At 58.5% G+C, this 14,280-nt stretch carries 12 protein-coding genes and 2 pseudogenes; all 14 read left to right on the top strand.

Annotated features, from left to right (window positions below; genetic code table 11):
- Positions 1-68 precede the first annotated feature (68 nt).
- The 14 genes and pseudogenes from A9K68_RS28620 to A9K68_RS28570 all read left to right on the top strand — a co-directional run bounded on the left by A9K68_RS28620 (position 69) and on the right by A9K68_RS28570 (position 14,029).
- Entirely contained in the window at positions 69-1,064 is a 996-nt protein-coding gene (locus A9K68_RS28620) for a succinylglutamate desuccinylase/aspartoacylase family protein (protein WP_065009157.1), read from the top strand.
- Between the two features lie 572 nt (positions 1,065-1,636).
- Positions 1,637-2,374, top strand: coding sequence for a gamma-glutamyltransferase (locus A9K68_RS32545; RefSeq protein ID WP_348626650.1), 738 nt, complete (start codon positions 1,637-1,639; stop codon positions 2,372-2,374).
- Positions 2,367-2,723: a gamma-glutamyltransferase gene (locus A9K68_RS32540; protein WP_348640697.1), complete on the top strand. Its 357-nt coding sequence runs from the start codon at positions 2,367-2,369 to the stop codon at positions 2,721-2,723. Before A9K68_RS32545 ends, A9K68_RS32540 begins: the two co-directional genes overlap by 8 nt.
- Before the next feature lie 70 nt (positions 2,724-2,793).
- Entirely contained in the window at positions 2,794-3,078 is a 285-nt protein-coding gene (locus A9K68_RS32355; RefSeq protein ID WP_280952218.1) for a gamma-glutamyltransferase, read from the top strand.
- A 180-nt stretch (positions 3,079-3,258) separates the two neighbouring features.
- Positions 3,259-3,353: pseudogene (locus A9K68_RS28610) on the top strand (IS5/IS1182 family transposase); the annotation flags it as partial.
- Positions 3,354-3,780: 427 nt separating this feature from the next.
- Positions 3,781-5,034 carry a methylaspartate ammonia-lyase gene (locus A9K68_RS28605; RefSeq protein ID WP_065009158.1) on the top strand — a complete coding sequence of 418 codons (1,254 nt, stop codon included), beginning with the start codon at positions 3,781-3,783 and terminating at the stop codon, positions 5,032-5,034.
- 18 nt (positions 5,035-5,052) lie between these two features.
- Positions 5,053-6,210, top strand: a complete 1,158-nt coding sequence (locus A9K68_RS28600) for a CaiB/BaiF CoA-transferase family protein (protein WP_065009159.1) — start codon at positions 5,053-5,055, stop codon at positions 6,208-6,210.
- Between the two features lie 112 nt (positions 6,211-6,322).
- Complete coding sequence (locus tag A9K68_RS28595) at positions 6,323-7,219, top strand: CoA ester lyase (RefSeq protein WP_065009160.1); 897 nt, start codon at positions 6,323-6,325, stop codon at positions 7,217-7,219.
- Positions 7,220-7,368: 149 nt separating this feature from the next.
- A complete protein-coding gene (locus A9K68_RS28590; RefSeq protein WP_065009161.1) occupies positions 7,369-8,295 on the top strand; it encodes a LysR family transcriptional regulator in 927 nt (308 codons plus the stop codon).
- A 193-nt stretch (positions 8,296-8,488) separates the two neighbouring features.
- Entirely contained in the window at positions 8,489-9,922 is a 1,434-nt protein-coding gene (locus A9K68_RS28585; protein WP_065009188.1) for an NAD-dependent succinate-semialdehyde dehydrogenase, read from the top strand.
- 6 nt (positions 9,923-9,928) lie between these two features.
- Positions 9,929-11,473, top strand: coding sequence for a fumarate hydratase (locus A9K68_RS28580; protein WP_065009162.1), 1,545 nt, complete (start codon positions 9,929-9,931; stop codon positions 11,471-11,473).
- Positions 11,474-11,960: 487 nt separating this feature from the next.
- A pseudogene (locus A9K68_RS32045) lies at positions 11,961-12,071 on the top strand (AsnC family transcriptional regulator); the annotation flags it as partial.
- A gap of 33 nt (positions 12,072-12,104) precedes the next feature.
- The gene (locus A9K68_RS28575) at positions 12,105-12,458 is read left to right on the top strand and encodes an Lrp/AsnC family transcriptional regulator (protein ID WP_245430174.1); all 354 of its coding nucleotides are present in this window, start codon (positions 12,105-12,107) and stop codon (positions 12,456-12,458) included.
- Positions 12,459-12,622: 164 nt separating this feature from the next.
- Complete coding sequence (locus tag A9K68_RS28570; protein WP_065009164.1) at positions 12,623-14,029, top strand: aminotransferase; 1,407 nt, start codon at positions 12,623-12,625, stop codon at positions 14,027-14,029.
- Positions 14,030-14,280 lie beyond the last annotated feature (251 nt).

Here is a 14,280-nt window from a genome sequence, read left to right as displayed (position 1 = left end):
GCGGCTGAGATGCGATATCTACAGCCGCCGAATATCCGGCTTGAAGTTACACGAAATACGGATCAACAATGATCGAAGCACCACACCTCACGTTCGATCTCGATACGCCTGGCATAAGCAAGGGGCACCTTGTTGTCCCAAAAGGCGCCGACAGCGAAGCTCTTCTGCTCCCGGTCCTAAGCCTCAACAAAGGGGAGGGGCCGCGTCTCCTTATCACTGCCGGATGTCATGGCAATGAATTGGAAGGGCCAATTATCGCGCGACGACTTCTTGACTGGCTGCCCGATGCCCAGAAGTGTGGAAGGGTCATCATCGTACCCGTGCTCAATCCACCAGCTGTTGAGGTATGGAGCCGCAACTCGCCAGTCGACGGGTTGAATCTCAATCGAGTGTTTCCGGGCCGCGCGGACGGGCCATTGTCCGAACGCATCGCGGATGCGGTTTCTCGCGTCTTGTTGCCAATGGTCGACACAGTATTCGATCTGCATGGCTTCGGACCGCGATGGGAGTTTGCCCCTGCAAGCACGACGCATCCTATTGCCGATGCTGATCTAATGCGCAAGACGCTTCGAATGGCGGAGGCGTTCAAGTTGCCGGTGACTTTGATCTGGGACGGACCAGATACGCGTGGTATGTTTGATACGTTGGCGCAAAGCCAAGGCAAGGTATTCATTTGTGCTGAACTTGGCGCCGGGACCGTCGACTCGGACATTCTTGTGATCGCCGAAACTGCGGTACGCAACGCACTCATCTCCCTCGGGATTATCGAGGGAGAAACAGAGTGTCCTACGTTCCGTCACCAACAATCTAGCCGGACACTCGAGACGTTGCCTTCCGATCTGCTGAAATCGCCTGCGCGCGGCATCTTCGAACCTCGCTGCTCGGTGTTGGATGAAATCAAGCAAGGCGATCTGATTGGAATCGTTCACCCGATGGATCCGTGGTCGAGTAGTTCAACAGATATTCGCGCGCCCTCCACATCCATCGTCTGCGGCCTCCGATCCGGAGAGCATGTCGATGTCGACGAAGCGGTGGCGCTCGTTGCACGACCAGTAAATCTCTGAGAACCCAGGGCGCGCATCCACCGGCTATTCGCCGCGACGAACATGAAAAGAAGATGATATGCGGGACACCTTTGAGGTGGCTCATCTGTCTTGTCATTTTAGCCGGCGACTTGCGACGCTACAAGTGCGCAGTGCCGGCTCGGCAAAGTCCGAAGTACACGTCGGCCGGGGTGCGACTGCTTAGGTTCTCGTGGTGGCCTCAGTGTTGTAGTTTTCGATGGGGCTTCGATCTGGACTTCGAGATCGCTTGGCAAGAGGCCAGCAAGCAGTTTCAAGCAGGAAGCGGGATTGTAAGTGTTTGGCGCCAGCGCTCGAGGTTGTCCTGCCTCTGGCGATGGCCGGTGCACGCAGGTATCATCGATGCACCCCCCGATCCTGCAGCCGGGCCAGTTCACCGGCGATGCCTGGTTGTGATGCCGGCAAGCGTGATCCCTCTCCGCGCTTTGCGTTTGTAGGAAGAAATAGATGCTCGAACCCGGTACCTAACCTGATCCAGGACAGTATCGTCGCAATTTATCTAGACTAAGAAGAACCGCGATTTCCATCTCCCTGGGCGTTCGCCCGTCATTGCCATGAACGGTATGGCCGCCACCTCGCATCCGCTTGCCACCTTGGCGGCGGTTGACATTCTGCGCGATGGAGGCACGGCCGCGGTCGCTACACTCTGCGTCGTCGAGCCGGCCAATACCGGCATCGGCGGTGATTGCTACGCGCTGATTTCAAAGCCAGGTAAGCCGGCGTGGGGTTACAATGGTTCGGGGCTCTCTGGCGCCAAGGCGTCCTATCAGGCGCTGTGCGACCAAGGGATGCGCGAGATCGGTGATTCAGTCCATTCCGTTACTGTGCCAGGCGCGATCGACGCCTGGGAGCAGACCCTCAAGGCGCACGGGCGGTTCGGCCTTGATCGCGTGTTGCGTGCAGCGATTCAGTACGCGGAAGGCGGCTTCCCGGTCGCACAGCGTGTTGCCTTGGACTGGCAGCGCAATGCGGGCAAGCTCGCGGCCTGTCGAGGCGCCGCGAAGCACTACCTGTTCAAGGGCATGGCGCCACAGGAAGGGGACGTAATCCGTTTTCCGGCGCTCGCCGAGACGTTGAAGACCATTGCCAACAAGGTGCAAGGGGTTCTACGAAGGCGCAGTGGGTGCCGAGATGGCGGCTACAGTTGCCGCCCGAGGCTGTTTCCTAACAGACGAGGACTTCGCCAATCATCGCGGCAATATGGTCGTTCCAATCTCGACCAGTTATCGTGGAGTCGATCTTGTCGAGATCCCGCCGAACGGGCAGGGACTGGCCGCGCTGGTGATGCTTAACATCCTCGAGAATTTCGACGCCAAGTCGATCGACCCGATCGGGCCGGACCGCTTCCACCTTGTCCTTGAAGCGGCGCGGATCGGCTATGCCGTGCGCGACACGCATCTTAGCGATGCCGACCACATGCGCACGCCGATCGCGGCACTAACCGACAAGGCCTGGGGCAAAAAACTGGCTTCGCTCATCGACATGAACAAGAGGAGCGCGCTGCCAGCGGCTCCAACCCCGGTAGCAATACGGTCTATCTCGCGGTGGTGGACAAGGACCGCACTGCGGTGTCGCTTATCAACTCGCTGTACTCCGGCTTCGGCAGCGGCATCTGTACCGACAAATCGGGCGTGCTGCTGACCAACCGGGGTGCCTGCTTCACGCTTGCGCCGGACCATCTTAATATATATTTGGCCCAGCCAAGCGGCCAATGCATACCATCATTCCGGCGCTGGCCATGAAAAACGGGCGTTGCGACATGAGCTTCGGCGTAATGGGCGGGCACTACCAGCCGATGGGCCACGTGCAGGTCATGCTCAACATGCTCGAATACGGTATGGATGTGCAGCAGGCGATCGACTGTCCTCGTCTATTCTGGGGGGACGAGAGGGTTGCGGTTGAGACCAGCATTCCACAAAGAACCATCGACGGTCTCCGCGCGCGCGGCCACGACATTGTCCTCCGCGACCTGCCTTGGGCGGTGCGCAGACAGTAAAGATCGATTGGGATCGCGGCGTCTTGATCGGCGGATCTGAGCCGCGCAACGACGGCTGCGCGTTGGGATACTAGCAAGGCGGCAAACTCACAAATTGAGGCACCGCTTCCTGGCGAGTTCTGATTCAGCTTCTGGTGGGGCCACGATGCGCCCTTACGCGAATTGGGTGACTTGAATGGAAACAAGGTTCGAGGCGTGGCGCGTGTTGACGACCGCAAGGTTCTCAACGGTTTTTTTCGTTTCTGGACTGGATCGCCTGGGCGGATGTGCCGGATTGATATCGTCTCAACACCACACGCTACAACCGGTTGGTCGGGTGGCGCAAAGTCGGGTCTGGGATCGGCTGTTCGCTGCGTCCAAAGCTTTCGACCGCTGTATCGGCTAAGCATGCTCCTTCCCGTAATGCCGAGCATCGGCAATGTGCCGAATTCAGTTGTACTTTTTCCAACGTGAGTTTGTATCGTATCTCGAAACAAGCTGGGTTAAAGGTACGGAATGCATTAGAGGGGTTTTGTTGGACTGGCCTCTGCAATAAGCCTCAGGACGGCGATTTTCTCTCGGACAATCATGGCCATCTGAAAACGCGATGGCACCGTCCGGAAGATTATATTGGCAAACTCAACGCCAAGTGACGCATGCTTATAGGGCGGCGGTCCGACCTCCAATGCCTTAAAGCAATCTGAGAAAACTGAGCGAAGTGTAGTGCAGATCAAAGATATCCTCCTCGCGCCTGGCACCGGTGCATTTTTTTACGACGACCAAGCTGGTATCGGCGCCGGCGCGACTCAGGACGGTTTCATCTATCTCGGCGAACCGCTAACGCCCGGGTTCATGTGCATCCGCGTTCCGGCATCTTCGCTCAGCATTGGGCTTGTCCTAACCGACGACACTGTCGTTTGGGGCGACATGATGGGCGTTCAATATTCTGGCGCTGGAGGACGCGATCCTCTGTTCGAGGCCAACCAAATATCGGATTTGACGTCGCGGGTGGTCGCACCACGTCTTCTGGAGGTCGATGCGTCACGTTACCTCGACGCCTGCGCGAACGCCTTCCAGCCTCTCGAACATAAGCGGCTACCGCTTGCGATTGAGTACGGCGTCAGCCAAGCGCTGCTTCGAGCTGCGGCCCACATCCAACACAGCACCATGGCAGAGGTCGTGTGTTCTGAATATGACCTGCCGCTGCCGACGCGAAGGGTTCCGATTTACTGCCAGAGCGGCGATGCACGCGAAATCAATGTGGACAAGATGATTCTGAAGGCCGTGGATGTGCTTCCCCACGGGCTGATAAATTCCAGGCAGAAATTCGGCGTCGACGGCCAGGTCTTCATGACTTTCGTGAAGTGGGTCGCAACGCGTACACGCGAAATCGGCCGCCCGGGCTATCGTCCGGTGCTGCATTTCGATGTGTACGGCTGGATTGGCCTGGAAATTGGTCCGGAGCCGCAACGTATCGCCGACTTTATCTGCACGGTTGCCGATACGGTGCCGGGGTTCATCCTCAACATCGAGTGCCCCGCGGATTTCGGTTCGACGCAAGCCCAAATTGATAACTACGCCCGGATAACCTCGATATTGAATGACAGGGGATCCAACGCACGCATCGTTGTGGACGAAAGGTGCAATACGCTCGAGGACATTCGGCTCTTTGCCGAAGCGAAGGCCGCGCATCTCATTCAAATCAAGACGCCTGATGTCGGCTCGATAGCCGATACAGCGCGTGCCGTTCTCCTCTGCAAGGAGAACAAGGTGGGAGCCTACGTGGGAGGAAGCTGTACCGAGACAGATCTCTCCGCCCAGACTTCTGTTCACGTATCTGTTGCAACTCAGGCCGACATGATGCTTGCAAAGCCTGGGATGGGTGTCGACGAGGCATTTTCAATCGTTGGGAATGAACAAAGCCGGTTACTGGCGATGCTGAGCCGTCGTCGTGCTCGAGCCGAAAGTATTGGATGAAAGGCGCGGTGTATCGCCATGCAGAACTGCCTTGAGGGGATAACTGTCGTTGCCGTGGAGCAGGCCGTGGCCGCGCCTTATGCATCGTCTCGCCTTGCGGACGCTGGCGCCCGGGTCATCAAAGTCGAGAGGCCCGAAGGGGACTTTGCCCGGAACTACGACAGGTTGGTGCAGGGCCAAAGCGCTTACTTCGTCTGGCTTAACCGGGGCAAGGAGTCGGTTTGCCTCGACCTGAGGTCGGAGGCGGACTGTGCCGTCCTGGATTCGCTCATCGCCGACGCCGACGTCTTCATCCAGAATCTGAAGCCGGGCAGCATCGAAAAACTTGGTTTCGGGTCTGCGGATCTCCGCCGACGCTTTCCGCGGCTGATAACCTGCGATATCTCTGGTTTCGGGGAAGGTGGCCCATTTTCCCACCTGAAGGCTTACGATCTCATAGTCCAGGCCGAAACAGGTCTGTGCGCGATTACCGGTACCCAACATGGGCCTGCTCGGGTAGGGGTATCGGTCTGCGACATCTCGGCAGGCATGACGGCGCATAGTGCCATCCTCCAGGCCCTGTTTCACCGCGAGCGGACAGGTGAGGGCGCCGGCATACAAGTCTCGCTCTTCGATGCTGTCGCCGATTGGATGAACGTTCCGGTTCTGCAGCACGACTATAGCAGTTACCGGACAGTGCGTGCCGGCGTGACTCACCCGTCGTTGGCGCCATATGGCGCCTACCGTTGCGCCGACGGCAAAGACGTCATCTTCTCGGTGCAGAACGACCGGGAATGGGTGAACTTTTGCGCGAAGTTCCTGAAGCAGTGCGAACTCACGCGCGAGCCTGGTTTTGCGGACAACATGGAGCGGCTCGGTAACCGTGCTCGACTTGATGAGATTATCGAAAGGCGTTTCTCCGAGCTTTCTAGTGAGGAGGCGATGGATGAGCTTGAGACGGCAGGCCTGGCATATGGCCGACTCAACGAAGTGGCGGATGTCTCTCAGCATCCACATGTCCGCAGGGTGAAAGTCGGCACTCCGGAAGGAACTGTCGAGGTCATAGCGCCCGCAGCCGTTTTCAACTCCGAGCGGCCTTCGCTGCGGCCCGTCCCTGCTCTCGGCGCCCACACGGAAGTTGTTCGCGAGGAGGTCCAAGGCGCGTTTGCGCCTAAAGGCCGCGTGAACGCACCATAGGCGGCGAGCGGTGACCCGCTCACAACCCAGTTAAGTCATTCTGCTCGGCTGGGTCGCAAACTGGTCGCGGAGAAAGGCAATTGCCACTTAAATCGACAGTAGGGGAATCTGTATGGGAAGGGACACCATTCCAGCCGTCCATAGTGCGACCTCAGTTCCCCGCTGGAGATCCCTGCTTTTTGTCCCCGCCCATGTCCCCCGGTTCGTGGAGAAGGCGCATGAGCGCGGTGCAGATGGCATCATACTCGACCTCGAGGACTCGGTCCCGCAGGACCGGAAGGCCGAGGCACGGCGGCAACTTCTTGAATCCATAAACAAGGTGAGTCGCAACGGTGCGTCAGTTTTGGTGCGCGTGAACCATGGCCTGCGCGCCTTGGCTGCCGATCTCGACGCAGCTGTCATGGCGGGCGTTGATGCGCTGGTTCTCCCTAAGGTGGAATCGGCGGAGTGGGTGTCAGAGATCGCGACTGCCGTAGCGGAAGTTGAACTCGAGAAAAATCTTGCACTCGGACAGATACGGCTCATTACCCAGATCGAGACCCCGGTAGCGCTGCCAAGACTCGCGGCCATCGCATCGGCGCATCCAAGGATGATCGCAATGGCACTCGGTCCCGAAGACTTCAGTGCTGCTGTCGGCGGCGCTCCGGACTTTGACTTGCTCTTGGCGCCCAATCTCGCCGTGCTGTTCGCTGCCCGGGCAGCCGGATTAATCCCTCTGGGCTTTGTAGGAAGCATCGGGGAATTCTCGGACACCGGTAGATTCCGTGACGTCGCGATTCGTGCCCGACGGCTTGGCTTTGCGGGCGCTCTGGCGATCCATCCGGCACAGGTGGCGATCTTAAACGAGGCTTTCTCGCCGAGCCCAAGGGAGATCGAGTGGGCACGCCGTGTAGTCACCGCGGAAAAGGATGCCGCAGCGCGTGGTCTGTACGCGTTCGCGATGGACGGCGAAATGATTGATCCTCCGGTGGCGCGGCGGGCCCACCAAATCCTCGATCTCGGCGAGTAGCTGACCTATTATAACTGTGTGGTCAATGGTACACACATGGATGTTGGCCGGTTTGAGCTTGACGGCATGGATTGCGCCTTGCCCACTATCTCGATTCCAGATAGATATGAGAACTCTAGTGAGAGTGCCTCAGTTGGATTCTTTAAGCCGTGGAAATCAGGCAATTAAAATACTTTGTCGGCGTGGTCGAAGCAGGAAGTTTTACGAAGGCTGCTGCGCTCCTTCATGTCGCTCAGAGCGCCCTTAGCCTTCATGTCCGTCAATTGGAGGAAGGATTCGGCACCCAACTGCTGGTACGCGACAGGACCGGAGTCAGCGTGACGGCGTCCGGAGCCAAACTGGTTGAGCGGGCACGGAGCATTCTCGAGGAAATTCAACTCACCGAGGCGGAACTGACCAACACAAAGGCTTCCCCTGCCGGGGAGGTCACCATTGGCATCCCGTCTGGAGCAGCTCGCGTCCTCAGCGGGCCACTGCTTGAAGCGGCAAGAAACGAACTGCCCAGGGTCTCCTTGAAGATGATCGAGGGTATGACCGGACCGCTGGAGGAGTGGATGGCTGCCGGGCGCTTCAATCTGGCGGTTCTTTACCGGACGGCGGAAAGTGTGGGGCAGATGGCGGTCTTAGCACGCGAAGAGCTATGTCTGGTGGTGCCGCCGCGGGAACCGCCTTTCGAGGACTCGATTCCTCTTGCGGACCTGCATGCGTTCCCGCTGGCGGTTCCCATGCGTAATAACAACGTCAGGCGCTCGGTAGCCGATGTGATCGCGCAGCATGGTTGCATGCTGGACGTCAGGTTTGAAGTGGACTCCCTCTCAACCATCATCAATATGGTCATGGAGGGAAAGGCGTATTCAATTCTCGCACCGTCGGCCATTCAGAAAGAAGCCTCCCAGGAACAGGTCCGCACGGTGAAAATCGTAGATCCAGTGATTACCCGTTCCGTGGTACTTGCCGTAAACCCGAAAGATGATCGTTCTTCGGCCGTCTCCGCCGTCCGCAAACTCATTCCCAAGGTCGCCAGAACATTAATTGAGAGCCAGCGCTGGTCAGCGACGGCTCCGGACAAGGCCTGACAAAACCGGATTACGCGCACTCCTCATTGCTGTGGCGGCCGAGGGCGACAACCATCTGGATTCCAGATGGTCTTCGGCAATATTCCATATTTGACCAGCCGCGACCATCTCGTTGAAATTGGCGGAAGAGCGCGCCAGCGGTTTGGATTTCGAACGGGCTCGTAGAGAAAAAAATTCGCTCAAGGAGCATGCGATGTCCGACGCCACGAGCTATCGGCTTTTCATCAACGGCGGGTGGCGAGCCGGTAGTGACGGAACCACTCTCCCGGTGATCAACCCGGCGATCGAGAAGGTATGTGCCTCGGTGGCCACGGCTTCGGCGTCGGATCTGGACGAGGCCCTCACGTCTGCAGAGCGAAGCCGCGGGGCTTGGTCCTTACGGCCGGCAAAAAAGCGTGGCGAAATCCTCGTTGCGGCCGCCAGGATTCTGGCCACGAAGGTGGGAGACGCAGCCAAGGAACTGTCGACCGAACAGGGAAAAACGATCGCTGAAGCAACAGGTGAGTACGCGCGCGCTGTCGAAACGCTGGAGTGGAACGGCACGCACGCCGAAGAGCTGTCGGCCCCGATTCCGTGGGGCCCGAACCGGATGATCGTCCCGGAGCCCCTTGGCGTCGTTGCTGCCTTTACGCCTTGGAACTATCCCGCCGTTCTCAACGCTCGCAAGCTCGCCCCTGCGCTGGCAGCAGGCTGCCCCGTGATTCTTAAAGGGGCGGAAGAGACGCCAAGCGCCGCCGTCCATATCGTCGAAGCCTTGCGCCAAGCGGGTATCCCGGACGGCGTAGTCAATCTCGTCTTCGGTGTACCGGTCCATATTTCGCGGCATCTCCTCAGTTCTTCAATCGTGAAGGTCTTGACCTTCACGGGCTCCACCGCGGTTGGAAAACAGCTCGCCAAGCTCGCCGCTAATAACTTGCAGCGGTGCATCCTTGAACTCGGTGGGCACTCCCCGGTCGTTTTATGTGAGGATGCGGACCTCGCCAACGCCATACCGGCAATTTCGGAATACAAGTTTGAGTGCGCAGGCCAGAGCTGCAACGCACCCAGCAGGATCCTCGTCGCGCGGACCCGCTATGAGGAATTCCTATCCCGGATGACGGAAGCCGCCCGCAAGATCAAGATCGGCCCACCGGACGACCCTGCGACGGAGATGGGACCCATGGCAAACGCGCGGCGAATCGAGGCCATGCAGCGTCTGATCAACGATGCGCTCGATCGCGGCGCCCGCATCGAAACCGGTGGCGCCCGCCTCGACCAGCCGGGCTTTTACTGGCCGCCGACGATCCTGACTGGTGTGCCAAAGCACGCGAGAGTGCTCCATGAGGAGCCGTTCGGGCCGATCCTCACCGTGGCGCCCTTCGACACCATCGAGGATGCCGTCGAGGAGGCCAATGCGACCGAGTATGGCCTCGCCGCCTACTTCTTCACCGGCAATGCCGATACGAAACGGACGCTGATCGAGGGTCTTTCAGCGGGCGCTGTCAGTGTGAATTACCTGAAAGGGGTTTCCGCAGATGCGCCGTATGGGGGCGTCAAACAGAGTGGCTATGGCTATGAAGGAGGCGAGCAGGGGGTGAGGAGCTTCCAGATCTTAAAAATGGTCAACGGGCTCGGTTCATTCGGATGAGATTTCGTGAATAAAAGAGCAGGGACCATTGCCGGCAAGGATATCACAAAGAGCGTCGCCGACGCCCTTCAGTACATCTCGTACTATCATCCCCCCGACTATATCCGGCACCTTTCGCAGGCATACGCGCGCGAACAGAGCCCGGCGGCGAAGAACGCCATCGGTCAGATCCTGCTGAACTCCCGCATGGCAGCTTTCGGCCGGCGTCCGATCTGCCAGGACACCGGCCTCGTGGTGGTATTTGCAAAGGTCGGCATGGACGCCCGCATCAAATCAACGGTCAGTTTCGCCGACCTCGTGAATGAGGGCGTCCGTCGGGCATATCTTGACCAGGACAACCCTCTTAGGGCATCGATCATTGCCGATCCGCTCGCCGGACGCGTTAACACCCGCGACAACACGCCGGCGGTCATCCACGTCGACCTCATGCTTGGCAACCGGATTGAGATCACCATCGCCGCAAAAGGGGGCGGGTCGGAAAACAAGGCGCGTTTCACCACCCTTAATCCCAGCGCGCCCGTTGCCGACTGGGTGGTCGAAACCGTTTCGACCCTTGGCAGCGGATGGTGCCCGCCCGGCCTGATCTCGGTCGGCATCGGTGGTAGCGCTGAAAAGGCGATGCTGCTAGCCAAGGAGGCCATGAACGAGCCCATCGACATGTCGGAACTAATCGCCAGGGGACCGTCAAGCGCGGAGGAGGCATTGCGGATTGAGCTTTATGACCGGATTAACGCGCTGGGCATCGGCGCCCAAGGCCTTGGTGGTCTGACGACAGTCGTTGACGTCAAGGTTGCGACGTATCCTACTCATGCGGCGTCCAAGCCCGTGGCGCTCATTCCGCAATGCGCCGCCAACCGTCACCTGAAGTTTACCTTGGACGGCTCTGGACCCATCAGGCTTGAGCCGCCCGATTTGCGCGAATGGCCCGACATTGGGATCGGGGAATTGAATCCAGCCGGCGTCCGGCGAGTTAACCTCGATTCGCTTACGAAGGAAGAGACGGCATCGTGGCGCTGCGGGGAAACCCTCCTTTTGTCCGGAAAGATGCTGACGGGCCGTGACGCCGCCCACAAGCGAATGGTCGACCTGATCGATGCCGGCAAGCCGCTTCCCGTCGATCTGCGGGGACGTGTGATCTACTACGTCGGACCAGTCCGCGCGGTGAGGGATGAGGTAGTCGGGCCGGCTGGCCCAACAACCTCCAGCCGCATGGACGGTTTTGCTGAAAAGATGCTCGCCGAGGCCGGGCTATATGCGATGGTGGGAAAAGCGGAGAGGGGCCCGGCGGCCATCGAGTCGATTGTGAGACACAGAACGCCCTATCTCATCGCAGTGGGTGGGGCTGCGTACCTGATTTCAAAATCGATCAAGGCGGCGCGAACCGTTGCCTTTGAAGACTTGGGCATGGAAGCCATCTATGAATTCGAGGTGCAGGACATGCCGGTCATCATGGCTGTCGATGTTGAGGGAAACTCCATTCACAATTCCGGGCCTCTTGAGTGGCGTAAGCGCATGGCGGCCGACAGCATCGCACGCAACATCGGCGTTTGAATTTTCCCGGCTGGGAGATCCGGCCAGACCTTCAGCGCCGGATTCTAGGCCGCAGCGGAACACGAGCGGCATTTGCGGTGCCCAGCTTCTTCTCGGCGAGGGCAGATAAGAAAGGCCTTCAAGACGAACGCGCCGATGTAAACACTGCTTCTGACCATGCCGTCCACGCGATCGATGCACCCACGCTCTCGAGGGTTGCGATCAGGTAAAGCAGCGGAGAACACACGCTATCTATTTACGACGATGTCTCCGCCGAAAAGGCTACTACACTTTCCAGTTGCGTCATCGCCTCGTTGGGCGGCGCGATAGCCAAACTTCTTCTACAGCCTTCTTTATGGGTTGCTCTCCCTCACCTGATTTTCCACAACCCCACTCTGGTGCATTAGAGCCGAGAACAGATGCCGTCCACTACATTCGATCAGTTCAAATTATGATACATTTGATTGGCATCAATGCGCTGTCGACAACGGCTTGAGAGCGAAAGGTCATGAAATCGAAATGTGATCCTGTGCGCCTGGATGCTTGGGACGTCCGGATCCTCTCAGAGGTTCAGTCAAACGGTCGCATCTCTAAAAGCGAGCTTGCTAAGCGCGTTCATCTTTCAGCGTCGGCCTGTTCGGAACGGCTCCGTATGCTCGAAGCCGCAGGGATTATTGAGGGGTTTTATGCGCGGCTGAGTCCGGCTCTGACCGGTGGCGTGCTCTTCGTCATGGTAGAGGTGGTGCTGGATAGTCACCGTCTCGAAAACCAACGACACTTTGAGGCCGCGATTCAACAAATCCCGGAAGTCCTGGACTGCTGGGCTATCGGGGGGCGGATCGATTATCTAATGCGCGTTTCATCTCCTTCTATGGCTGCGTATCAGGAATTCATGGAAGGACTGCTGCAGGCAGGCTTTGGGATCGATCAATACTACAGCCTTGTCGTGACGAAACGAGTGAAATCCAATTCACCGATCCCCTTGTCAGCACTAAGACAACGGTAAACTCCGGAAACCTTGGTTTCCACGGCGATCGATGCTTATGCCGCGAATTCGTCGGCTAAAGACGTGCATTTCCGCGAAACTCAGGTGGTGTTTGCCGGTATGTTAAATTGCTAAAGAGGCGGCGACCGAGTGTTCTCCGCCCACTGACGGCGAGGAGAGGGAAGATGCTCTTGAGAAATCTGGGAACCGAGCAAATCCGGAAGAAGGATCGAAGCTTCGTCTTTCATCCGTCTACGCACTTGGCCAAGCATAGTCGCGGCGAGACGCCAAACCGGATTATGGTCGGTGCGGAAGGCGTCTACATCTGGGATACGGAAGGCCGAAAGAGTCTTGACGGTTTCGGCGGGCTCTACTGCGTCAATATGGGATATGGATGCGCTGAGATCGCCGAAGCCATCGCCCGGCAAGCGCACGAGCTGCCGTTCGCCCATGTCTATGCCAGCCAGGGCACAGAGCCGGTCGCCCGTTTGGCGGAGGAGGTGGTTGAGTATTTCGGACAGAATATGCGGAGGGTCTTTTTCGGCCTTTCCGGTTCCGACGCCAACGAAACCAATATCAAGCTGGTGTGGTACTACAACAATATTCTCGACCGACCCGAAAAAAAGAAGATCATCTCACGAAACCGCGGCTATCACGGGTCCGGTCTGGTCACCGGGAGCCTGACAGGCCTTCCCTTCTTTCACAATTTCTTCGACCTGCCTCTGGACTTGGTTCGCCATACCACGACGCCGCATCACTACCGCCAAGCGCATGATGGCGAAAACGAGCAAGCGTTTTCGAAACGCTGTGCGGACGAACTTGAAGCCCTTATTCTCGCTGAAGGCCCGGAGACGGTTGCTGCCTTCATCGGAGAGCCGGTGCTTGGGACGGGAGGCATCGTCCCGCCGCCTGAGGGATATTGGACCTCCATTCAAGCGGTGCTCGACAAGTACGATATTCTCCTCATCGCCGACGAGGTGGTCTGCGGGTTCGGGCGAACCGGTGAGAAATTCGGTTCCCACCTCTATGGCATGCGCCCGGATTTCGTTACCATCGCTAAGGGCTTGAGTTCCGCCTATCTGCCCATATCCGGGTCAATCATCGGCGACCGCGTCTGGTCGGTTTTGGAAGAAGGCACGGAGAAGCACGGCCCTCTCGGCCATGGCTGGACATATTCGGGTCACACGCTTTGCGCGGCGGCCGCACTTGCCAATATTCAATTGGTCAAGGAAAGGAACATCGTGGAACATGTTAGGGATGTCGGACCCTACTGGCTGTCCCGCATGAAAGCCGAATTGGAGGGGCATCCGATTGTCGGCGAGGTTCGCGGCGTCGGAATACTGGCCGCCGTGGAGCTGATGCGTGATCCAAAGGAACGGGTGCCGTTTGAACCCGAACTTCAGGTCGGCGCACGTGCCGCCGCTGCTCTGCTTGAGAACGGTGTCATCGGCCGGGCCATGCCGCATGGCGACATCCTCGGCTATGCCCCGCCACTGATCATCACCCGGGACGAGGTCGACGTCATTGTCGATGCAACCGCGAAGTCCGTCGAGATGGCCCATCGCGCACTCAAGGCCGAAGGCGCGATCTAATCCTCACCCGGACTTGTGAATAGCCAACCGACCGAATCGACCGAGACGTGGCGATTGAGTCCGATTTGGTGGGACCTCCTGTCGATTTGCCGGCGCGACGAGTTCCCAGATCACCCGTCGCAATCTAGAAGGATGAGGAGGCCGTGATGTTCGAGGGCGCGGAATTCTGGAACCTTAGACGACCTCAGCGGCTTAAAATTGCTCTGTGACGATGTGCCAACACCCTGGTAGCTCTTCAGAGGATTTGCGAC

The organism is Mesorhizobium sp. AA22, from assembly GCF_001672375.2.
In the GTDB taxonomy this organism is placed as follows: Bacteria; Pseudomonadota; Alphaproteobacteria; order Rhizobiales; family Rhizobiaceae; genus Mesorhizobium; species Mesorhizobium wenxiniae.
The sequence above is the reverse complement of the archived record's forward strand: the minus strand, read 5'-3'. Positions and strand labels throughout refer to the sequence as shown.